Source organism: Pseudoflavonifractor phocaeensis, assembly GCF_016901955.1.
GTDB lineage: Bacteria > Bacillota > Clostridia > Oscillospirales > Oscillospiraceae > Flavonifractor > Flavonifractor phocaeensis_A.
The window spans coordinates 1-21,343 of the sequence record NZ_JACJLC010000054.1 but is presented as its reverse complement, the minus strand read 5'-3'; the positions used below and the strand labels follow the sequence as shown (position 1 = coordinate 21,343).

The window sequence follows — 21,343 nt, the reverse complement described above, 5'->3', positions numbered from 1 at the left end:
GCGTAGGGTCGGGCGTGGCCGCCAGGGCAGGCGTCTCCTCGGGCATCCGGTTTACCAGGGTGGCCCCCGTCTTATGGCCAAACCCGCTGAGGGCGGCCGCCTGAGCGGCGGCCAGGGAGCCCAGTCCCCCGGACATGGACCCGCCCCCGGCGAACACGTCCACCCACAGACCCTCCAGGGTGTCCAGCACGGGTTCCCCTTGGGAGATAGAGGCCCCCGCCTGAGAAAAGGCGGATTGAAAATCAGTGTCCGTTTGCAGCAGCTCCAGCAGCTCCTGCCGCAGGGACGCCAGACGCTGGGGAAAGATCCCCTTACCTACAAAGACCGCCAGGAACAGGGCCAGGCACACCGCCAGCTGGATGGCCCGCCGCCGCTCCCTGGGCCCCAGCACCTTCTTTTGTCCCGTGGTCCCCTTGCTCCGCTCCGCGGGGCGTCTCCGCCCCACTCTGTGCCGCTCCGCCATATTCAGGCCCTTCCCTTCTGTTGCTGAGGTTGGGCTATCTATATGCGTATCACGGAGGGATTATGCGGACAAGTCAGCGGTTTTTGATCTCCTCCCAGTACCGCCGGGCGGCCTGCTCGGTCTTGTTGTCCCCATAGTGGTAGTATTGGGCCCCCTCCAGCAGGTCGGGCAGGTACTGCTGTTTGACCCAGTGGTGGGGGAAGTCGTGGGGATAGAGATACCCCTGCTCCCGCTCCAGCCCCGCCGAGTCGGCGTGGACGTTTTGCAGGTGGCGGGGGTAGTCCCCCGTCCTGCCCTTGCGCACATCGGCCTGGGCGGCTGCGATGGCCTGGTACACCGAGTTGGACTTGGGTGCGGTGGCCAGCAGGATGGCCGCCTGGGCCAGGGGCAGCCGGGCCTCGGGCAGGCCCAGCTGGAGGGCGTTGTCCACCAGAGCCTTCACGATGAGGGCGGCCTGGGGATAGGCCATGCCCACGTCCTCGCTGGCCGAGCACAGCAGCCGCCGGATGGCGGTGATCAGGTCCCCCGCCTCCAGCAGCCGGGCCAGGTAGTGGAGGGCGGCGTCCGGGTCGGAGCCCCGGAGGGACTTCATCAGGGCGGAGGCGATGTCGTAGTGGTCGTCCCCCTCCCGGTCGTACCGCATGGCGGATCGCTGGGCCACCACCTGAGCGTCGGCCAGGGTGACCAGGAGCTTCCCATCCTCCCGTTTGGCCGAATTGAGCAGCAGCTCCACCGCGTTCATAGCCTTACGCACATCCCCGCCGCAGGCCGAGGAAATGTGCTCCACCACCCCGGGCTGGCATACTGGCTCCCCTTCCAGCCGCTCCCCCATGAGGCGGATGCCCCGCTCCACGGCGGGGCCCACGTCGGCGGCGTCCAGGGGCTTGAACTCAAAGACGCTGGCCCGGCTGAGCACCGCGTTGTAGACGTAAAAATAGGGGTTCTCGGTGGTGGAGGCGATGAGGGTCAGCTTGCCGTTTTCCATGAACTCCAGCAGGGATTGCTGCTGCTTCTTGTTGAAATACTGGATCTCGTCCAAATAGAGCAACACCCCGTCGGGAGCCAGCATGGTGCCCACCTGGCCCATGATATCCTTCACGTCGGAGAGGGAGGCGGTGGTGGCGTTGAGCCGGTGGAGGGGCCGGTTGGTGCGCCTGGCGATGATGTTGGCCACGGTGGTCTTGCCGGTGCCCGAGGGGCCGTAAAACACCAGGTTGGGGATGTTCCCTCCCTCGATGATCCGCCGGAGCAGGCCGTTTTCCCCCAGAATGTGCCGCTGGCCCACCACCTGGTCCAGGGTCTGGGGCCGGATCTCGTCCGCCAAAGGCCGGTATGTCATGGGACTGTCCTCCCTCCGCAAAAAAAGAATGGAGCGTGTGTTCTCCGCTCCATTCTAACACATGTTCGATTGTTCGTAAAGGGCCGGGTCACAGGTCCCCCTCCGCCCGGTAGGCCATCACCACATACTCCCAGTGCTCCTTGGCGTCGGGCTGGGGCACCCCAAGCCGGTCCAGGTACTGGTCTACCAGCTTCACCAGGCCCGCCCGCTGCTCAGCAGTCATATGAAGAGCTCCGAAGCGGAGCACTCCGTATTCATCCATGGTCTTTTCATCGTGGCGGTAGGAGGTGCTCAGTAGGCTGCGGAAGGTACCGTCGGTCAGGTTGGCCGCCAGGGCCTCCCGCTCCCCCTGGAAGGCGTCCTCCCTGCCCAGGCACAGCCGGAGCTTCACGTTTTTGGCCTGATAGTAGTAGAGCTTCACCCCGTCCTCCCGGGTGCGCTCCAGCTCGGCCACCACCCCCAGGTCCACCAGCTTGCGCAGGTGGGACTGGGCGCCGGAGGGGGACAGCTGCATCCGCTCGGCCACCCTGTTGGCCGAGACCGGCTTGCCCCGCAGCCGGAGCAGATGGAGCATCTCCTGCCGCACCGGGTGCAGCATCACGCGAAACTGCTTTTTCTCGATCAGATCGACACAATCGTCCACAAGTCCAGCCCCCTTCTGCCTGTTCTTGTAACTATCATAACACTTACCCCGTGGTTATGGCAAGGGTTGATTTTTACCCGGCGGCGCTGTCCTCCAGCTCGCACACCACCAATACGTCTCCCTTCCGTACTACCGTCTTACCTTTGGGCACCACGGTGGTGCCGTCAGAGCGGCGGATGAGCACGATGAGCACCGACGGGGGAATGTTCAGCTCCCGGATGGCCTTGCCGATCCAGTCCTGGTGCTCATCTACAGGCATCTCCCGCAGGCTTACTCCGTCCTCTTCCTGGTAGACCGGCGTGCTCAGTACCAGGATGTCTCCGGGCTGCACCACAGTGGAGCCGTTGGGGATGATGCTCTCCTCCCCTCTCCGCACCACCACCGCCAGGGTATCCCCCGCCAGCCGGCACTCCTCGATGGACCGGCCCGCCCACGGGTGCTCGGGGTAAATATGGATGCGGGTCAGGTGCATCTGCCGCTGGTCCTGGTAGTCGGTAAAGGTACGGCTTACGTTGTCCTCCTGGTCCACCATGTCCAGCCTGTGGGCGGCCAGAGGGAGCAGGGAGCCCTGGACCGCCACCGACAGCAGGGCCATGCAGAACACAATATGGAACAAGTCGTGGCCGATGTCAGCCCCGCTGGCCACTGCCATGATGGCAAACACGATGGAGGCCGCCCCCCGCAGTCCCGCCCAGGACACCAGCAAACACTGGCGCAGGGTACACCGGAAGGGTTTTAACAGTAAAAACACCGCCGCCGGCCGGGCCACGAAGGTGAGAAAAAGCACGATCGCCACCGCCGCCGGGAACACCGAGGGCAGCTGATGGGGAAAGGCCAGCAGACCCAACAGGAAGAAGATGACGATCTGGGCCAGGCCGGTAATCCCGTCAAAAAAGTGGACCAGAGGGGCCTTGTGAGGGATCCTGGCATTGCCCAGCAAAATGCCCGCCAGATAGGCCCCCAGGTAGCCGTTGCCTCCCACATAGGCGGGCAGGGCGTAGGACAGGATGGCGGCGGCGGTGATGAAAATGGAGTCCAAGCCGTCGCTCAGCCGCAACCTCCGCAGCACGAAGATAGAGCCCGCCGCAACCGCCGCCCCCAGAGCGGCACCGAAGAGCACCTGGGAGACCACCATCCAGAGAATGCTGCCGCTCTGACCCACCCCCAGCATGGACAGTGCCACCGCCGTCAGCATGTAGGATACCGGGTCGTTGCTGCCGCTCTCCATCTCCAGCAGGGAGGCGGTGTTGTTGCGCAGACCCAGCTTTTTGGAACGGAGGATGGAGAACACCGAGGCGGCATCGGTGGAGCTGATGACCGCTCCGGTGAGAAAGCTCTCCAGGGGGGTATAGCCCAGGGCAACGTGGCAGAACAGGGCGGTGAGCAGGGCGGTGACCAGCACCCCGGCGGTGGACAGCACCATGGCGGGAACCGCCACCGGCTTGGCGGCCTCCCACCGGGTACCAAAGCCACCGTAGAACATGATGAAGATGAGGGCCGCCGAGCAGATCTGCTCGGCGGCGGAAAAGTCGTCAAAGGGAATGCGGAGCACTCCATCCGACCCGAAGAGCATACCCAGCGCCAGGAAAAGCAGCAGGGCCGGCACTCCCAGCCGATGAGACAGGCAGCTGGCTACGATACAGGCCAGGATGACCAGGGAGCACAGGAGCAGAAAAGGTACCATAGTTTCCTCCGTTCATGGATTGAGTTCCCTCTGAAAGGCCCGCCGGGCCCGGGGGTCCAACGCGTCACGCATGCCGTCCCCGATGCCCGCCAGACACAGGACGGTGAGGATCAGCAGCAGCCCCGGCGGCAGCCATACCCAGGGCCGCCGGGTGAGCACCGTCAGGTTGCTGGCATACTGGATCAGGCTGCCCCAGGAGGCCTGGGGGATGCGGATGCCGAAGCCCAGAAAGCTGAGGCTGGACTCGGACAAAATGGCCCGCCCCGCCCGCAGGGGGATGGAGCACCACACCGGGGAGATCACATTGGGCAGCACGTTGCGCCGCAGAATGGTGGCCCGGCTGGCCCCCAGGGCCCGCACCGCCATGATATACTCCTGCTCCCGCACCGTCAGGGTGTTGGCGTACACCAGCCGGGCGATCCCCGTCCACCCCAGCAGGCCCAGCACCAGCACGATGTTGGCCGCCGAGGCCCCCACCAGAGACACCAGGCAGAGCACCAGCACGATGGAGGGAAAGGTCTGGAACAGGTCGGCCAGCCGCATGATCCAGAACTCCCAGCCTCCCCGGCGGTAGCCCGCCAGCAGGCCCAGGGGCACCCCCACCGCCGTGCTGATGGCGGCGGCCAACAGGCCGATGAGCAGGGACACCCGTCCCCCGTGGAGCAGTCGGGCCAGCAGATCCCGCCCCACATCGTCGGTGCCCAGCCAGTGCTCCGCCGAGGGCGGGGCCCAGAACCCCGCCTCCAGGTCGCTGACGTTGGGCTCCAGCCCCAGCAGCGGGGGCAGGAGAAAGACCGCCAGCAGCTCGGCGCACAAGATCATCAGACAGGCCATGGCCCGCCGGTCGGCCCGGAATTTGCTCCAGGGGGAGCGGGCGTTTCGTCTCTCTCCCATGGGCCTACCCCTTTCCGTATCGGACCCGGGGGTCGGCCAGGCCGTAGATCAGGTCCAGCAGCAGGTTGGTGCACAGCACCGCCAGGGCGATGACCACCGTCACCCCCATCACCACCGGGTAATCCCGGTCGGAGATGCCGGAAAAGAGCAGGCTGCCCATCCCCGGCCAGCCGAAGATCTGCTCTACCACCACAGAGCCACCCAGGATGTGGGGAATGTGGCTGAGGATGGTGGTGAGCACGGGGACAAACGCCCCCCGGAGCACATGACGGGTCATAATGGCCAGGTCCCCCAGGCCCTTGGCCCGGGCGGTGATGATGTAGTCCTCCCCCATGGTCTCCAGGCAGGCGTTGCGGGTCTGCTTCACCAGCTCCCCCAGACTGCTGAGACACACCACCCCGGCAGGAAGGATCAGGTGGGCAAGCAGATCGCCCAGGCCGGCGTACCGCCCGGCGGTGTACATGCCGTTAGCGGGCAGCCACCCCAGGGTCACCGAAAAGAGGAAGATGCCCGCCAGGCAGAGGAAAAATCCGGGCACCCCAAAGCTGATGAGGCTCAGGCCGGAGGCCAGCCTGTCCCAGCCGGAGCGGGGCTTCCAGGCGGCCAGCATCCCCAGAGGAATGGCCAGGGCCACCGCCAGTACCACCCCGGTGCCGGTAAGCAGCAGCGAGGGGCCCACCCGCTGGGCGATCAGCTTGCCCACCTCCCGGCCGGTGAGGTAGGAGGTGCCCAGGTCCCCCCGGAGCAGTCCCCCCAGCCAGGAGAGATAGCGGACGGGCAGAGGCTGGTCCAGGCCCAGGGCGGCCTCCAGGGTGGCCCGGTCGCCGTCGCTGGCGCCGGTGCCCTCCCCCATCAGGTCGGCCACCGTGCCCTGGGCCAGATTGAGCATGAGAAATACCAAAATCGTAATACCGAAAAACACCGGGATGGCCGTCACCAGCCGCCGGCGGATATACTGTCCCATGGATACGCGTCCTCCTGCACTTCCGGCCCCGGGCGGGGCACGGGCCCTATGGGTTGGGCCCTACGGAGGTTATTTCTGTTGGATTCAGGCTTCCTTCATCCGCCACTCCCAGATGTTCTCGTTGGAGAAGCTGGCGGAGGGGTAGTCGATGTTGTCGATGGTGGGAGACTGGGCGTGGAGGGTGCGGCCGAACCACAGGGGGATGAAGGGCCGCTCCGCCGCCAGCAGGGCCTGGAGCTCATCCAGGGCCGTCTGCCGGGCCGTCTGGTCCGCCGCCCCCCGGATCTCCTCCACCAGGGCGGTGTAGGGGGTCAGGTCGGCGATGTGGAAGATGTTGTTGCTGGGGGTCAGCCGGCTGCCGGTGAACCACAGGGGGGTGGCCCCCGGGGTGTGGCTGGCGATGGCCATGTCGTACTTCCCCTCGCTCATGCCGGCGAAGAGGGCCGCCGAGTCCACCGTCTCCACGGTGAGGGTGATGTCCACCTCCGCCAGCTCCTGCTGCATCAGGGCGGCCAGGCCGGCGCGGTTGGAGGTGCAGGCAAGGGTATAGCTTTCCCCGGCATACCCCCCCTCCTCCAGCAGGGCCTTCGCCTCCTCCACGTCCCGCGCCCAGGTCAGGTCACAGGTGTAGGCGGTACCGGGGGTCACGTCGGTGGCGGTGGGCTCCCCCAGGCCCTGAGTGGACTGGAGACACAGGGTCTCCTTGTCCAGGGCCAGGTCGATGGCCCGGCGGATCTGGGCGCTGGGGATGGTCTCACAGTTGAGCATCAGCTCGTAGAAGGTGTTGGGCACTGTGCCCTCCACTACGTCGATGCCGCCGTCGGCGGCGGTCTGGGCGTCCTCCGCCGCCAGATTGCCCCCGAAGGTGTAGTAGTCCAGATCCCCGGAGATCAGGGAGGGCAGCAGGTTGGATTTGTCCATGACGGTGACCACCAGCTTGTCAAAGTCGGGACTGCCCAGCTGATAGTCCTCATTGACCTCCAGCACCAGCTGGCTGCCGGGGATCTCCTCCACGAACTTGCAGGGCCCGGAGCCCACAGGGGCCTCCCACAGGGCCAGATCCATCACCTCCGCCGGGTCCACCCCCTCCAGCAGGTGGGTGGGCAGCACGTAGAACTCCCGGTTGCGGTCCAGCAGAAAGTCCTCCGGGGTGGTGGGGGTCTTGAAGGTGAGGCGCAGGGTGTACTCGTCCACCGCCTCCGCCCCCAGAGGCTCGGTCTCAATGGCCGCCCCGTTTTCATCGGTGCCCGCCAGGACGGAGAACACCGACCGGCCCAGGGCGGGACAGTCAGGGTCGGTCATCAGGGCGATGGTGTCCGCCCAGTGCCGGGCGGTGACCGGCGTGCCGTCGTGGAAAGCGGCGTCCTCATCCAGGTGGAAGGTCACCGCCATGCCCCCTCCGGCGCTCTCCCAGCTCACCGCACCCCGGGGGTCCAGGGAACCGTCGGCGTGGACATAGGCCAGCCGGTCGTAGATCTTATCGCAGATGATGCGGGTATAGTTGCTGCCCGAGGGGCTGTTGTAGGGCATCAGGGAGTCCCAGGCGCTGGACATGCCGTAGCGCACGGTAATTTCCTCCCCGCCGGTGGGCCCCTTCTCTTCCCCGCCGCAGGCGGTCAGGCCCAGAGCAAGGGCGGCGGCCAGGGTCAACGCCGTCAGTCGTTTCATGTCATTCCTCCGTATATTTATTCCACCGTCACCGATTTGGCCAGGTTCCGGGGCTTGTCGATATCACAGCCCCGCTGAAGGGCGGTGTAGTAGGCAAACAGCTGCATGGGCACCACCTCCAGGGAGGGCAGCAGGATGGGGTGGGTCTCCGGAATGGCGATGACGTGGTCGGCGGTACCCTTCAGAGCAGTCGCCATGGCCTGGGTGGTGAGCCCCAGCACGTCGGCTCCCCGGCTTTTCACCTCCACAGCGTTACTCACCGTCTTTTCAAACAGGGGGGTATACCCCGCCAGAGCCACCACCAGGGTGCCCGGCTCGATGAGAGAGATGGTGCCGTGCTTCAGCTCCCCGGCGGCGTAGGCCTCCGAGTGGATATAGGAGATCTCCTTCAGCTTCAGGGAACCCTCCAGCCCCACGGCGTAGTCCAGGTTGCGGCCGATGAAAAACATGGAGTGGCGGTTGAAGTAAAGGGTGGCAAAGTACTGGATATCCTCCTTGTGGTTGAGGATCTGTTCCAGCTTGTCGGGTACCCGCTGGAGCTCCGCCAGGATGGCGTCATACTCCTGGGCGGTGATGGTACCCAGCAGCCGGGCAGCGTACAGGGCGATGAGGTATACCACCGCCAGCTGGGTGGAGTAGGCCTTGGTGGTGGCCACGGCGATTTCCGGCCCCGCCCAGGTATACAGCACCCCGTCGCTCTCCCGGGCGATGGTGGAGCCCACCACGTTGACGATGGAGATCACCCTTGCCCCCAACCGTCTGGCCTCCCGCATGGCGGCCAGGGTGTCGATGGTCTCGCCGGACTGGCTGATGACCAGGGCCAGGGTGTTGGGAGTGACGATGGGCTCGCAGTACCGGAACTCCGAGGCCAGGGTCACCTCCACCGGCTTGCGCAGCAGCTTTTCCATGACGTACTTGGCTGCCATACCCACGTGGTAGGAGGAGCCGCAGGCGATGATATACAGCCGGTCCATCTCCTCCAGGTCCCTGGCGGACAGCTTGAGATCGTCCAGCACCACCTCCCCGTTGCGGATACGAGGAGAGATGGTCTTGCGGATGGCCTCGGGCTGCTCCATGATCTCCTTGATCATGAAGTGCTCGTAGCCCCCCTTTTCCGCGGCGGAGATCTCCCAGTCCACATGGTGGCGCTCCTTCTCCACCGGCCGCAGATAGGCGTCGTACACCCACAGATGGTCGGCGGTAAGCTCGGCGATCTCCCCGTCCTCCAGCCAGCATACCTCCCGGGTGTACTTGATGAGGGCGGTGACGTCGCTGGCCAGGTAGTGAGCCCCGTCGCCAAAGCCCAGGATCAGGGGGGAGTCCTTCCGGGCGGCGATGAGCCGGTCGGGACAGTCGGCGCACAGGATACCCAGGGCGTATGCCCCCCGGATGGCGTGGAGGGTGCGGGTCACCGCCATCAGCAGATCCCCGTCGTAGTAGTACTCCAGCAGCTGGGCCACCACCTCCGTATCGGTCTGGGAGACGAACTGCACCCCGATGGACTGGAGAAATTCCCGCAGCTCAGCGTAGTTCTCAATGATGCCGTTGTGGACCACGGCAAACCGGCCGTTCTCACTGACCTGGGGGTGGGAGTTCACATCGGAGGGGGCCCCGTGGGTGGCCCAGCGGGTGTGGCCCACGCCGATGGTGCCGTGGACCGTCTCGCCCCCCCGGATCAGGTCGTTGAGGACCTGGAGCCGTCCCTTGGCCTTGGAGACCTGCATGCCCTCCCGGGCGCCGTAGACCGCCACGCCCGCCGAGTCATAACCTCTGTATTCCAGCTTGGAGAGGCCGTCCAGCAAGATGGGGGCGGCCTCTTCCCGTCCAACATAACCAACGATTCCGCACATGAGTAGATTCCTCCTGAGATCTGGTGTACCGTACACGTACAATTAAGTAAATAGTATAACACGCTTTACCTTGTAAAACAATGGGGAACGGCCGAAAATACAGGCCGTCCCCCCATATTCGTGCAAGCTATTCCCAAAGCCGGGGGAGTCCGTCCCCCTCTACCAGGACGGCGTCCGCCCCCACCCGACGCACCGCCTGCCAGGGAAAGACCCGGTCAGGCTCCCGTCCCAACAGGCCGAAGAGCCGCAGCCGCCCCGGCACCACCAGGGCGGTCACCCGTCCCGCCTCCAGGTCCACCATCAGGTCCCCCACATATCCGATCCGGCTGCCGTCGGACAGGTCGATGACCTCCTTTTCCCGCAGCTCCCAGCCCCGGCACTCCACAGGCATCCCTCCTTTCTCTATCCCTATGCCCTCGACCGGCGGCACATTACCTTCCGGTAACTTGCGTCCCGGCGAAAAAGAGAATATAATGAAGGTTACGGAATTTGATATTGGGAGGCCCTTCCATGCTGGACAATCTGGTGTACTGCCTCAACGGCACCGTTCCCATCTTCGTGATGATGCTGCTGGGGCTCTTTCTCCGCAAGATCAACTACTTCAGTCAGGCCTTTGCCGACAAGCTCAACAGCTATGTGTTCAAGGTGGGCCTGCCGGTGATGATGTTCAAGGATCTCACCGGATCGGACTTTTTCCAGGTGTGGGATACCTCCTTCGTCCTCTTCTGCTTTTTCGCCACCCTGCTGTCCATCCTGCTCACCGCCCTGCTCAGCCGCCTGCTGAAGGAGCGGCCCCTTCGGGGGGAGTTCATCCAGGTGGGCTACCGCAGCAGCGTGGCCCTGCTGGGGGCCGCCTTCCTGGAGAACCTGTATGGCAACGCCGGGGCGGCCAGCCTGGTGATCATCGGGGCGGTGCCCCTGTACAACGCCGCGGCAGTGACGGTGCTCTCCCTCACCAGCCCCACCCAGAACGGTCTGTCCAAGGGCGCTCTGAAAAAGGTAGCCAAGGGGGTGGCCACCAACCCCATCATCCTGGGCATCGTGGTAGGCCTGGTGTGGACTCTGCTGCGGCTCCCCATCCCCACCATCCTGGAAAAGTCCGTGAGCAGCGTCTCGGCTACCGCCACCCCCCTGGGCCTCATGGCCCTGGGCGCCTCCTTCGACTGGAAAAAGGCCCTGGGCCGCATCAGGCCCGCCCTGGGGGCCACCTGCCTGAAGCTGGTGGTCTTTGTGGCCATCTTCCTGCCCGTGGCCGTGGCCATGGGCTTCCGGGACGACAAGCTGGTGGCCACCCTCACCCTGCTGGGCAGCCCCACCACCGTCAGCTGCTTCGTCATGGCCCGCAACCTTGGTCACGAGGGCACCATCACCTCCAGCACTGTCATGCTCACCACCGCTTTCAGCGCCTTTACCCTTACATTGTGGCTCTACCTGCTGAAATCCATGGCTTTCATCTGAGCCTTTTACATATTTGACAGAATCCAGGGGCAGACCACCCCAAAAAAGCGGTGGTTTTGCCCCTTTGCATTTGGAGGAACAGCTCTTATACTATAGCATATTTTAAGAATACAAGAAGGAAGAGCTGTTTCTATGGAACGCACCGTCACCCTATCCGCCCCCACGCAGACCAGACGGGATCGGGGCATTCTGTCCCTTACCTGGCCCATTTTCATCGAGTTGCTGCTGCAAATGCTGGTAGGCAACGCCGACCAGGCCATGGTGGGGGCTTTCGACCCCTACGGCGTAGGGGCCATCGGCAACGCAAACCAGGTGACCAACCTGGTGCTGCTGGTCTTTTCTGTGATCTCCACCGCCTCCACCATCCTGATCTCTCAATACCTGGGGGCGGAGGAGGATCGCCGCCGGGTCAACGAGACCTACACCGTCTCCCTGGTGGTCAACGGCCTCTTTGGTCTGGCCATCGGCGGGCTGCTCATGGTCTTCTGCGGGCCCATTTTCACCCTGATGCAGGTACCGGCGGAGATCTTTGACCGGGCCTGCCTCTACCTGCGCATCATCGGCGGGGGCATGGTGTTCCAGTCGGTGTACCTCACCTTCACCGCCTTCTTTCGCTCCAATCAGATGATGAAGGAGAGCATGATCGTGGCGGTGGTCATGAACCTGCTGAACATCGGGGGCAACGCGGTGCTCATCGGCGGGGCCTTCGGCCTGCCCGCCCTGGGGGTGGCGGGGGCCGCCCTGTCCAGCGACCTGTCCCGGCTGGTGGGGGCGGTGATCATCGCCGTCCTCTTCCGCCGGAAGTTCGGCCCCGTCCTCTCCCTCAAGCTGCTGCGCCCCTTCCCCACCCACCAGCTGGGCCGGCTGCTGCGCATCGGGGTGCCCGCCGGCGGGGAGTCTATCTCCTACAACCTGTCCCAGGTGTGCATCCAGTCCACCTGCAACCTGCTCCCCCTCTTCGTCATCAACACCCGGGTGTACGCCAATATGTTCGCCACAGTCACCTATATGTTCGGCTCGGCCATCTCCCAGGCCGCCCAGGTGCTCACCGCCCGGCTCATGGGAGCCGAGCGCATCGACGATGTGGACCGGCTGGTGAAGCGCACCCTGGCGGCCTCCCTGGCCATCTCCGGGCTGATGTCGGTGGTGATGCTCACCTTCTGCCGTCCCCTGCTGGGGCTGTTCACCCAGGACCCCCAGGTGCTGGAGCTCTTCCGGCTCATTATGATCGTGGAGATCCCCCTGGAGCTGGGCCGGGCAGTAAATATGGTCATGTGCCGGGCCCTCCAGGCCTGCGGCGACATCCGCTTCCCCATCACCATCTGCATCTTCAGCGCCTGGCTCACCGCCGCTCTGGGGGGCTTCCTGCTGGCGGTGCCCCTGGGCCTGGGGCTGGTGGGTCTGTGGATCGCCATGGCCTGTGACGAGTGCCTGCGGGCTCTGCTCTTCCTGTGGCGGTGGCACAGCAAGGCCTGGTGCCGCAAACATCTGCTATCTATCTGAGAAAGGTCGTGTTGTCCATGAAAACCGGGATCGTACTGGAGGGCGGCGCCATCCGCACCATCTATTCCAGCGGAGTGTGCGACGCTCTGCTCACCATCGGGCTGCTGCCCGACTATGTGGTGGGGGTGTCCGCCGGCATCGCCTACGGGGTGAGCTATGTGTCCCGCCAGAGCGGCCGTAACCTGGATATCATGCTCAACTATGTCAAGGATAAACGGTACATGGGCATGGGCAATCTGCTCAAGGGGAGCAACCGGGCCTATTTTGGTCTGGATTTTGTCTTTGGAGAGATTCCCAACAAGCTCATTCCCTTCGACTACCAGACCTTCTACGACTTCCCCGGCCAGGTGGAGGCTGCGGTGACCAACCTGGACACCGGCGGGGCGGCCTACTACCCGGTGGACCGGAGCGACCGGAAGTTCGTGGTGCTCCAGGCCAGCTGCGCCATGCCCCTGCTCTTCCCCATCTTCCACATCGACGGGGTGCCCTGCCTGGACGGCGGAGCCTCCGCCGCCATCCCCTACGACCGGGCCTTTGAAATGGGGTGCGACCGGGTGGTGGTGGTGCTCACCCGGGAGCGGAGCTATCGTCGGAAAAAAGAGTCCCTCCAGCCCCTCATCGACCGGGTTTATCGGAAGTACCCCAATTTCTGTGAAACCATGCGCCGTCGGGCGGAGGTGTACAATTCCTCCCGGGAGAAGCTGTTCCAGCTGGAGCGGGAGGGCAAGGTACTGGTGTTCGCCCCGGAAAACACCAAGGGCTTCCACCGCACCGAAAAGGACGTGGCCAAGATCCGCGCCCTGTGGCAGGACGGCTACCGTCACGGCCTGGAGCGGCTGGAGGAGGTCAAAGCCTTCTGGGGCGCCTGAGCTGTCAGCCCGGGCAAACCGAAACAGACAGCGGTGATAAAAAGGGACTGTTGCTTTACCAATCAGCAACAGTCCCTTTTTACTCCATCCCGTCCTCCTGCCGGCTCATGGACCGGTAGACCAGGAAATACATGGTGATGATGCAGGCCAGCCCTCCCACCACATTGGAGATAGGCTCGGCCAGGAACACCCCGTCCACCCCCAGGCCCAGGGCGGGCAGGATGAGGGTGAGGGGAGCCACGATAAAGGCCTTGCGCAGCAGGGAGAAAAACACTGCCTGCCTGGACCGGCCCAGCCCCACGAACACCGACTGGCCGATAAACTGGAAGGACATGCAGAAGAAGGTGGCAAAGTAGATCCGGAACGCGGGGATTCCGGCGGCGATCAGGTCGGGCTCGTCGTTGAAAATCCGGATCAGCGGCTCGGGGAAGAGCATCACCAGGGCCCAGGCCGCCAGGGAGTATCCCACCGTTACCAGGGCGGTGAACCGGATGCCCCTCTTGACCCGGCTGTACCGCCGGGCGCCGAAGTTGAAGCCCAACACCGGCTGGCAGCCGTTGGTAATACCCTGGACGGGCATGGTGATGACCTCCCGGATGGAGTTGATGACGGTCATAACTCCCACGTACAGATCTCCGCTATAGGCCTCCAGGGTGGCGTTGCACAGCACCTGGGCCAGGCTGTTGGTGAGGGACATCATGAATCCGGAAGCCCCCAGGGAGAGGATCCGTTTCACCCGGCCCCACTCCAGCGCCAGGGCGGAGCGCCGCAGCCGGAGGATGGCCTTCTCCCCGGTGAGGAATCGCAGCACCCACACTGCCGAGCAGGCCTGGGAGATGACGGTGGCCAGGGCGGCTCCCCGCACCCCCATGCCCAGCAGGAAAATGAAGATGGGGTCAAGCACGATGTTCACCGCCGCCCCCACCGCCACCGTCACCATGCCCACCCGGCTGAAGCCCTGGGCGTTGATGAAGGGATTCATGCCCAGGCCGATCATCACAAACAGGGTGCCCAGGATGTAAATGGTGAGATAATCGTTGGCGTAGGGAAAGGTCACGTCGCTGGCCCCGAAGAGGTAGAGGATCGGCCGGCGGAACAGCAGGCACAGGACGGTGATGGCCATGCCGAAGAGCAGCAGCAGGGTGAAGGAGTTGCCCATGATGCGCTCGGCCTCGTCGTTCTCTCCCCTGCCCCGTTGGATGGAACACAGAGGGGACCCGCCCATGCCGCACAGGTTGGCAAACCCCATGATGATGGAAATGATGGGCAGGCACAGCCCCAATCCGGTGAGGGCCAGGTGGCCGGGCAGCCTGCCCAGGTACATCCGGTCCACGATGTTGTATAAAATATTGATGAGCTGGGCCACCGTCATGGGCACCGCCATATGAACGATATTCCGGGCGACGCTGCCCTTGGTAAAGTCATTTTGGGTCTGCGTGACCATTCCCCCCTTCCGCCCTTGCAATGAGAGGCGATTTGCGGTATATGTATAAAGAAAAGAAAGCCCGTCAAAGGCTTACCTATTGATTATACTATGAAAATATCCGGCGGGCAACCAGAAAGGAACGGATGGTTATGACACTGTTGGAGGAGGCCAGGGCCCTGGCGCCCGAACTGCGGGCCTTTAAGGATGATCTGCATACCCACCCCGAGCTCAGCTTTCAGGAGAAGCGCACCACCGCACAGCTGAAGGAGCGGTTGACCGGCCTGGGGCTGGAGCTGATCGACCTGGGTATGGATACTGGGGTAGTGGCCCTGCTGCGGGGGGCCGAACCTGGCCGTACGGTGGCCCTCCGGGCGGACATCGACGCCATCGCCCAGCAGGAGGCTCCCCACGACGGGGCGGTGTCCTGTGTGGACGGGGTGATGCACGGCTGCGGCCACGACTTCCACACCACCGCCCTGTTGGGGGCGGCCACACTGCTGGCGGATCGCCGGAAAGAGCTGGCGGGGAACGTGGTGTTCCTCTTTCAGCCCGCTGAGGAGATCACCCAGGGGGCCCGGGCCATGGTGGACCACGGTCTGTGGGACAAGCTGCCCGCCAGGCCGGACTGTCTCTTTGGCCTTCACAACCGCCCCGAGCTGCCCGCCGGGCAGATCGCCGTCATGGAGGGGCCGGTCATGTCGGGCAAGAGCCACTTTGTCATCACCCTCCACGGCACCGCCGGCCACGGAGGCTCCCCCCACAAATGCACCGACGTGATCGTGGCGGGAGCTGCTGTGGTGAACGCCCTCCAGACGGTGGTGAGCCGCAACACCGACCCCCTGGACAGCCTGGTGTGCTCGGTGCTGTCCATCCGCTCGGGCACCCCGGACAACTTCGTCCCCGACCTGCTCACCATGACCGGCAGCATCCGGGCCCACCGGGCCCAGGCCGCCACCCACGCTCAGGGGCGGCTGAAGGAGCTGGCGGAGGGGGTGTCCGCCGCTTACGGCTGCACGGCGGAGGTGGAGTTCATCCCCGACGTGCCCCCCACCGTCAACTCCCCCGAGATGACCGCCCTGGCCCGCAAGGCTGCCCTGGCCCTGGTGGGACCGGAGGATGTGGTCTCCCCTGCCCCCGACATGGGCTCCGAGGACTTCGCCGTCTTTGGCCAGGCGGTACCCGCCTTCTTCTACTGGGTGGGCTCCGGCTTCCCGGGCCGGCATAACCTCTGCTGGCATAACGAACACTTCCGCACCGATGATTCGGCCCTTCCCCTGGCCGCCGCCCTGCTGGCCCAGTCCGCCCTGGTGGGGTTGGGCTGAGATCCGGAGGTACTGATTTTCAGGAGGTTGGCATATGATTTATACGGTGACCTTTAACCCCGCTCTGGACTACGTGGTGTGGCTGGATTCCCTCCTGCCCGGCCGGATCAACCGGGCCCGGCGGGAGGCGGTACAATACGGAGGCAAGGGAATCAACGTTTCCACCGTGCTCCACAACCTGGGGGTAGACAACGTGGCCCTTGGCTTTCTGGCCGGATTTACGGGCCGTGCTCTGGAGGAAGGCCTGCGGGAAGCCGGCCTGCGCACCGACTTCATCTGGCTGCCCCAGGGGCTCACCCGCATCAACGTAAAGGTCAAGGGGCGCGACGAGACCGAGATCAACGGCCAGGGGCCCGCCATCGGCCGCCGGGAACTGCTGGCGCTCCAGGATAAGCTGGACCGGCTGGCCTCCGGAGACTTTTTGATTCTCTCCGGCTCGGTGCCCGACGCCCTCTCCCAGGACGCCTATGAGCAAATTCTGGCCCGGCTGGAGGATCGGGGTATCCAGTTCGTGGTAGACGCCGCCGGACCTCTGCTCCGCAGCACTCTCCCCTACCATCCATTCCTCATCAAGCCTAACCGCCTGGAGCTGGAGGAGTTGCTGGGAGAACGCCTTGAGGACGGCGACGCCCTTCACCGGGGAGCCGCCCGGCTCCGGGAGCTGGGAGCGCGAAACGTGCTGGTCTCCCTGGCGGAAAAGGGCTCCCTGTTGCTGGACGAGGCCGGGGGCTGCCGACAGCTGCCCGCCCCCCGGGGAACGGTCCGCAACTCGGTGGGAGCGGGAGACGCCATGGTGGCCGGTTTTCTGGCAGGATGGCTGGAATCGGGCGATTACGGCTACGCCCAGCGCCTTGGCACCGCCGCCGGCTCCGCCACCGCCTTCACCGACGGCCTGGCCACCGGGAAAGAGATCCTGGACCTGCTTCGGCAGCTCTGAGCACCCGCCGATCCCATATCGTAAGGAGGAATCCCATGGTATCCGCCATCACCAAGGTCATCAATCCTCAGGGCATCCATATGCGCCCCGCCCAGCTCTTTGTTGACACCATGGCCCAGTATCCCTGTGATGTGACCATCCTCTGCAACGACGCCGTCATCAACGGCAAGAGCATCATGCACCTGATGGCCGCCCCCATCCGCCAGGGCAGTGAGCTGGAGATCCGGTGCTCCGGGCCCAGGGAGACCGAGGCCCTCAAGGCCGCTGTGGAGCTCATCGAATCCGGCCTGGGGGAATAAAACAAGATAATCCATAAAACGCGCCCCATTTGCCAGGCGGTATGAAACCCGCTTGGTAAATGGGGCGCGGTCTTTTATCCCGATCACCCGACCGGTTCATGGCTGGCGATTAGTATCCCTGGACCTCCATGCCCTTCACCAGCTTGACAATGGCGGAGGTACCCAGGCGGTCGGCAGCCCCACGGGATCATGATCCCGTGGGTACCCCTTACTTTCATTTGCGGCCGGGGAAAGTGAATTCCCCCGGCCTGCGCCGCATATGCGGCGTCCCGCCTGCGGCGGGTCCCGGGCGCCGACCGATCAGACCGTCAGTACCCCTGAACCTCCATGCCCTTCACCAGCTTCACGATGGCGGAGGTGCCAAGACGGTCGGCGCCCAGGCGGATAAAGTCCTCGGCGTCCTGGAGGGTACGGATACCTCCGGCGGCCTTTACCCGCACGTCAGGGCCAACATTGGACTTGAACAGGGCCACATCCTCCCGGGTGGCTCCTCCGGTGGAGAAGCCGGTGGAGGTCTTAATGAAGTCAGCCCCCGCCTCGGTGACAATATGGCACAGCTCCACCTTCTCCTCCTGGGTGAGCAGGCAGGCCTCCACGATGACCTTCAGAATGCGGCCCTTGCAGGAGGCCTTGACGCTTTTGATCTCCTCCAGCAGCTCATCCCACCGGCCGTCCTTGGCCCAGCCGATGTTGATGACCATGTCGATCTCGTCGGCGCCGCTCCGGATGGCGTCCTCGGTTTCGAACACCTTCACCTCGGTGGTGGAATAGCCGTTGGGGAAGCCGATGACGGTGCAGATCTTCAGGTCGTTGCCCACATAGTCAGCGGCCTGCTTCACATAGGCGGGAGGAATACACACCGAGGCACAGCCATACTTCAGCCCCTCGTCACATACCGCCTTGATTTGTTCCCAGGTGGACTCCTGCTTGAGCAGGGTATGGTCACAGTGGGCCAGGATCTCCTTCACGTCCATAAATGACCTTCCTTTCTCTGTGCTTACTTCACTTGGATCAGCTCATAGGAGCGGGTACCCACGCCGATCTCCTCACAGTGGGCCAGGCACACCTTCCAGTCGGTGTTGGGCATGCTGTTGATGAAGTGGTCGTGGTGGTCGCAGAACCCGGACTCATGCATCTGGTCATCCAGGGCGGAGCCGGGGATGGGCTGCTGCCGCAGGCAGGCGTCCACACAGGCCTGATCCAGGGCCACCGGATCAAAGGATGCGAACATACCCACGTCGGGCAGGATGGGCAGGTCGTTCTCCCCGTGGCAGTCACAATAGGGAGACACGTCGATGACCAGACTGATGTGGAAGTGGGGCCGACCGTCCACCACCGCCTTGGCGTACTCCGCCATACGGCAGCTCAGCTCCTCCATGGCGTTGTCCTGACCGGCGTGGATAGCGTCCACGTTACACACAGCGATGCACCGGCCGCAGCCCACGCACTTGTCCTGGTCGATGGAGGCCTTCCGGTCGGGGCCGTAGCTGATGGCCCCGTGGGCGCACTGGGCGGCGCACTTGCCGCAGCCCACGCACCTGCGGACACTCACCACCGGCTTGCCCTGGGCGTGCTGCTCCATCTTGCCCCGGCGGGAACCACATCCCATGCCCAGGTTCTTGATGGCCCCGCCGAAGCCGGTCTGCTCGTGGCCCTTGAAGTGGGACAGGGAGATGACGATGTCCGCCTCCATCACCGCCTTGCCGATCTTGGCAGTCTGGATGTGGGTAGCTCCCGCCACCGGCACCTCCACGTCATCGTTGCCCCGCAGTCCGTCGGCAATGATGATCTGACAACCGGTGGACATGGGGGAAAAGCCGTTCTCATAGGCCCCGTCCAGATGCTCCAGTGCGTTCTTCCGGCGGCCAGGATAGAGCGTGTTACAATCGGTGAGGAAGGGCACGCCTCCCAGCTCCTTCACCAGGTCGGCCACCGCCTTGGCATAGTTGGGCCGCAGGAAGGCCAGGTTTCCCGGCTCCCCGAAGTGCATCTTGATGGCCACAAATTTTTTCTCAAAGTCGATCTGCTCCATGCCTGCCGCCTTCATCAGCCGGGTCAGCTTATCCAGCAGGTTCTTGCCGGGGCGGCAGCGCAGGTCAGACCAATATACCTTTGCCTGTTCCATTTTCTTCGTGTTCCTCCTTGGTCGCACGGTATCAAGTTAAGTCTTTCTCATTTTATACTGGTTTTCCTTTCCCTGCAAGCCCTTTCCCGGAAAGGTTCTTTTGCAGGTTTCCCGGAAAGGTTCTTTTGCAGGTCCTCTCCTTCTCCGATTCAAAGCTGTCCGCGTTCTCGCATTATGTCACCGGAAACCTGTCAGTTTTCTTTTTGCAAAAAATATTCTCCAGAATTTTTCCGTTGAAACATAGATATTTGCACAGAGTTATCCCCATTTTCAGGTGGAAAACCATGTGGATAATGGGGATAACTTCTCGTATACCCCAAGATTTTAAGCTTTATGTCAATCATTATAGCCGGATCTCAACGAAATTCAGCCCTTTTCCTTCCATATTTTGTCTTGCACTTTTCTGCCTCTGGTCAAAACACACCATGTCCACATCCTCTTTTGCCGTTCTGTCCTGCATATTTTTTCAGCTTATACGTGGCGTAATTCCTTCCGTGCCCTTGCGCCGCCCCTGAAAATATGATATGCTGACAAAAAACAAATCGCTCCGAGCGGTTTCGCCTAAGGGCCTGGCCTATGGCGGACCGCCAGGGTCCCGCTGGAAACGGCAGGGCCTTCCGTCTTTGAAAAGGAGCCTCCGTTTCAGGGGTGTATTGCGCCTGTTTCAGGGGGGTACTGTCGAAAAGACGGTGCCCCCCTTATTGTTTTGGGAGGAATCGCCATGAAATTGATCGACACCCAGCAAGCAGTGGGTCATGTGCTCTGCCACGACCTCACCCAGATCATTCCCGGCGTCACCAAGGACGCCCGGTTCCGCAAGGGTCATGTGGTCACCCAGGAGGATATCCCCGTACTACTGAGCATGGGCAAGGAGCATCTGTACGTATGGGAGAAGCAGCCCGGTACCCTCCACGAAAACGAGGCGGCGGACCGGCTGCGGGCCCTCTGCCAGAACGAGCACATGCACGCCACCCCCGTGAAGGAGGGCAAGGTAGAGCTCATTGCCGACATAGACGGTCTGTTTCAGGTGGATGTGGCCCGGCTGGAGGCCCTCAACGGCCAGGATGAACTGATGATCGCCACCCGCCACACCAACACCGCCGTCCACAGGGGGGACAAGCTGGCGGGCACCCGCATCATCCCCCTGGTCATCGAGGAGAACAAGTTAAAGGAGGCGGAGGCCCTGGCGGGCCCCACCCCCCTCCTCTCCCTCACCCCCTGGAAGCTGAAAACCTGCGGTCTCATCACCACCGGCAGCGAGGTGTCCAAGGGGCTGATCCAGGACAGCTTCACCCCTGTCATCATCCAAAAGCTGGCGGCCTACGGCATTGAGGTCACCGAGCACTGCCTGCCCGGAGACGACATGGCCGCCATCACCGCCGCCGCCCTGGACTTCAAGGCCAAGGGGGTGGATCTGGTGCTGTGCACCGGGGGCATGAGCGTGGACCCGGATGACCGCACCCCCGGGGCGATCAAGGACACCGGGGCGGACATCGTCTCCTACGGGGCTCCCGTGCTGCCGGGGGCCATGTTCCTGCTGGGCTACTTCGCCGACGGCACCCCTATCCTGGGGCTGCCCGGCTGCGTCATGTACGCCAAGGCCACCGTGTTCGACCTGGTGCTCCCACGGATCGCCGCCGGGGTCCGGGTCACCCGGAAGGACCTGAAGGCCATGGGCCACGGCGGACTGTGCCTGGGCTGCCCGGAGTGTCATTATCCCATCTGCCCCTTCGGAAAGGGGTACTGAGATGGTGACGCGGATTTCTCTGGAAGAGGCGCTGGAGCTGATTGCCGGAGCTGTCTCCCCTCTGGGGGCAGAAGTCCTGCCCCTGGCCGACGCCCTGGGCCGGACCCTGGCCGCCGACGCCCACGCCCCCCTGGACCAGCCCCCCTTCGACC

18 protein-coding genes, 2 pseudogenes and 1 riboswitch are annotated in these 21,343 nt (G+C 63.8%); of the genes and pseudogenes, 8 read left to right on the top strand and 12 right to left on the bottom strand.

Annotated elements, in window-relative coordinates; translation table 11 throughout:
• The 9 genes and pseudogenes from H6B51_RS11825 to H6B51_RS11785 form a co-directional block, all read right to left on the bottom strand.
• A pseudogene (locus H6B51_RS11825) lies at window positions 1-463 on the bottom strand (M23 family metallopeptidase); the annotation flags it as partial.
• A gap of 73 nt (window positions 464-536) precedes the next feature.
• Window positions 537-1,802, bottom strand: a complete 1,266-nt coding sequence (locus H6B51_RS11820; RefSeq protein ID WP_204883885.1) for a replication-associated recombination protein A — start codon at window positions 1,800-1,802, stop codon at window positions 537-539.
• An 88-nt stretch (window positions 1,803-1,890) separates the two neighbouring features.
• Window positions 1,891-2,445, bottom strand: coding sequence for a winged helix-turn-helix domain-containing protein (locus H6B51_RS11815; RefSeq protein ID WP_204883884.1), 555 nt, complete (start codon window positions 2,443-2,445; stop codon window positions 1,891-1,893).
• Window positions 2,446-2,518: 73 nt separating this feature from the next.
• Complete coding sequence (locus H6B51_RS11810; RefSeq protein WP_204883883.1) at window positions 2,519-4,129, bottom strand: potassium/proton antiporter; 1,611 nt, start codon at window positions 4,127-4,129, stop codon at window positions 2,519-2,521.
• Between the two features lie 12 nt (window positions 4,130-4,141).
• Window positions 4,142-5,023 carry an ABC transporter permease gene (locus H6B51_RS11805; RefSeq protein ID WP_204883882.1) on the bottom strand — a complete coding sequence of 294 codons (882 nt, stop codon included), beginning with the start codon at window positions 5,021-5,023 and terminating at the stop codon, window positions 4,142-4,144.
• 4 nt (window positions 5,024-5,027) lie between these two features.
• Window positions 5,028-5,987 (bottom strand): ABC transporter permease, encoded by a 960-nt coding sequence (locus H6B51_RS11800; protein ID WP_204883881.1) that lies wholly within the window; start codon window positions 5,985-5,987, stop codon window positions 5,028-5,030.
• An 84-nt stretch (window positions 5,988-6,071) separates the two neighbouring features.
• The gene (locus tag H6B51_RS11795) at window positions 6,072-7,655 is read right to left on the bottom strand and encodes an ABC transporter substrate-binding protein (RefSeq protein ID WP_204883880.1); all 1,584 of its coding nucleotides are present in this window, start codon (window positions 7,653-7,655) and stop codon (window positions 6,072-6,074) included.
• Between the two features lie 17 nt (window positions 7,656-7,672).
• Window positions 7,673-9,505: a glutamine--fructose-6-phosphate transaminase (isomerizing) gene (gene glmS / locus H6B51_RS11790; RefSeq protein WP_204883879.1), complete on the bottom strand. Its 1,833-nt coding sequence runs from the start codon at window positions 9,503-9,505 to the stop codon at window positions 7,673-7,675.
• 127 nt (window positions 9,506-9,632) lie between these two features.
• Entirely contained in the window at window positions 9,633-9,890 is a 258-nt protein-coding gene (locus H6B51_RS11785) for a YlmC/YmxH family sporulation protein (protein WP_204883878.1), read from the bottom strand.
• A 125-nt stretch (window positions 9,891-10,015) separates the two neighbouring features.
• Here H6B51_RS11785 and H6B51_RS11780 point away from each other — a divergent pair, with 125 nt between their 5' ends.
• The 3 genes from H6B51_RS11780 to H6B51_RS11770 all read left to right on the top strand — a co-directional run bounded on the left by H6B51_RS11780 (window position 10,016) and on the right by H6B51_RS11770 (window position 13,335).
• A complete protein-coding gene (locus H6B51_RS11780; protein WP_335342152.1) occupies window positions 10,016-10,963 on the top strand; it encodes an AEC family transporter in 948 nt (315 codons plus the stop codon).
• 132 nt (window positions 10,964-11,095) lie between these two features.
• Window positions 11,096-12,466, top strand: coding sequence for an MATE family efflux transporter (locus H6B51_RS11775; protein ID WP_204883877.1), 1,371 nt, complete (start codon window positions 11,096-11,098; stop codon window positions 12,464-12,466).
• Between the two features lie 17 nt (window positions 12,467-12,483).
• Complete coding sequence (locus H6B51_RS11770) at window positions 12,484-13,335, top strand: patatin-like phospholipase family protein (protein ID WP_204883876.1); 852 nt, start codon at window positions 12,484-12,486, stop codon at window positions 13,333-13,335.
• A gap of 79 nt (window positions 13,336-13,414) precedes the next feature.
• Here the strand turns inward: H6B51_RS11770 and H6B51_RS11765 are convergent, their stop codons facing one another.
• Window positions 13,415-14,779 (bottom strand): MATE family efflux transporter, encoded by a 1,365-nt coding sequence (locus H6B51_RS11765; protein WP_204883875.1) that lies wholly within the window; start codon window positions 14,777-14,779, stop codon window positions 13,415-13,417.
• A 131-nt stretch (window positions 14,780-14,910) separates the two neighbouring features.
• On the opposite strand from H6B51_RS11765, the gene H6B51_RS11760 reads away from it, so the two are divergent.
• Genes H6B51_RS11760 through H6B51_RS11750 form a run of 3 tightly spaced genes read left to right on the top strand, consistent with a single transcriptional unit; the run spans window position 14,911 to window position 17,319 of the window.
• A complete protein-coding gene (locus H6B51_RS11760; protein WP_243421277.1) occupies window positions 14,911-16,083 on the top strand; it encodes a M20 family metallopeptidase in 1,173 nt (390 codons plus the stop codon).
• 34 nt (window positions 16,084-16,117) lie between these two features.
• Window positions 16,118-17,020: a 1-phosphofructokinase gene (gene pfkB, locus H6B51_RS11755; protein ID WP_204883873.1), complete on the top strand. Its 903-nt coding sequence runs from the start codon at window positions 16,118-16,120 to the stop codon at window positions 17,018-17,020.
• Between the two features lie 35 nt (window positions 17,021-17,055).
• Window positions 17,056-17,319 carry an HPr family phosphocarrier protein gene (locus H6B51_RS11750; RefSeq protein WP_204883872.1) on the top strand — a complete coding sequence of 88 codons (264 nt, stop codon included), beginning with the start codon at window positions 17,056-17,058 and terminating at the stop codon, window positions 17,317-17,319.
• A 308-nt stretch (window positions 17,320-17,627) separates the two neighbouring features.
• Here H6B51_RS11750 and deoC read toward each other — a convergent pair whose 3' ends face one another.
• Window positions 17,628-18,293: a deoxyribose-phosphate aldolase gene (gene deoC / locus H6B51_RS11745; protein WP_204883871.1), complete on the bottom strand. Its 666-nt coding sequence runs from the start codon at window positions 18,291-18,293 to the stop codon at window positions 17,628-17,630.
• A gap of 23 nt (window positions 18,294-18,316) precedes the next feature.
• Window positions 18,317-19,444 carry a DUF362 domain-containing protein gene (locus tag H6B51_RS11740; RefSeq protein ID WP_204883870.1) on the bottom strand — a complete coding sequence of 376 codons (1,128 nt, stop codon included), beginning with the start codon at window positions 19,442-19,444 and terminating at the stop codon, window positions 18,317-18,319.
• 533 nt (window positions 19,445-19,977) lie between these two features.
• Window positions 19,978-20,094, top strand: a riboswitch (molybdenum cofactor riboswitch).
• 71 nt (window positions 20,095-20,165) lie between these two features.
• On the opposite strand from H6B51_RS11740, the gene H6B51_RS11735 reads away from it, so the two are divergent.
• Window positions 20,166-21,191, top strand: a complete 1,026-nt coding sequence (locus tag H6B51_RS11735) for a molybdopterin-binding protein (RefSeq protein WP_204883869.1) — start codon at window positions 20,166-20,168, stop codon at window positions 21,189-21,191.
• A gap of 1 nt (window position 21,192) precedes the next feature.
• Window positions 21,193-21,343, top strand: a pseudogene (locus tag H6B51_RS18475) (gephyrin-like molybdotransferase Glp); the annotation flags it as partial.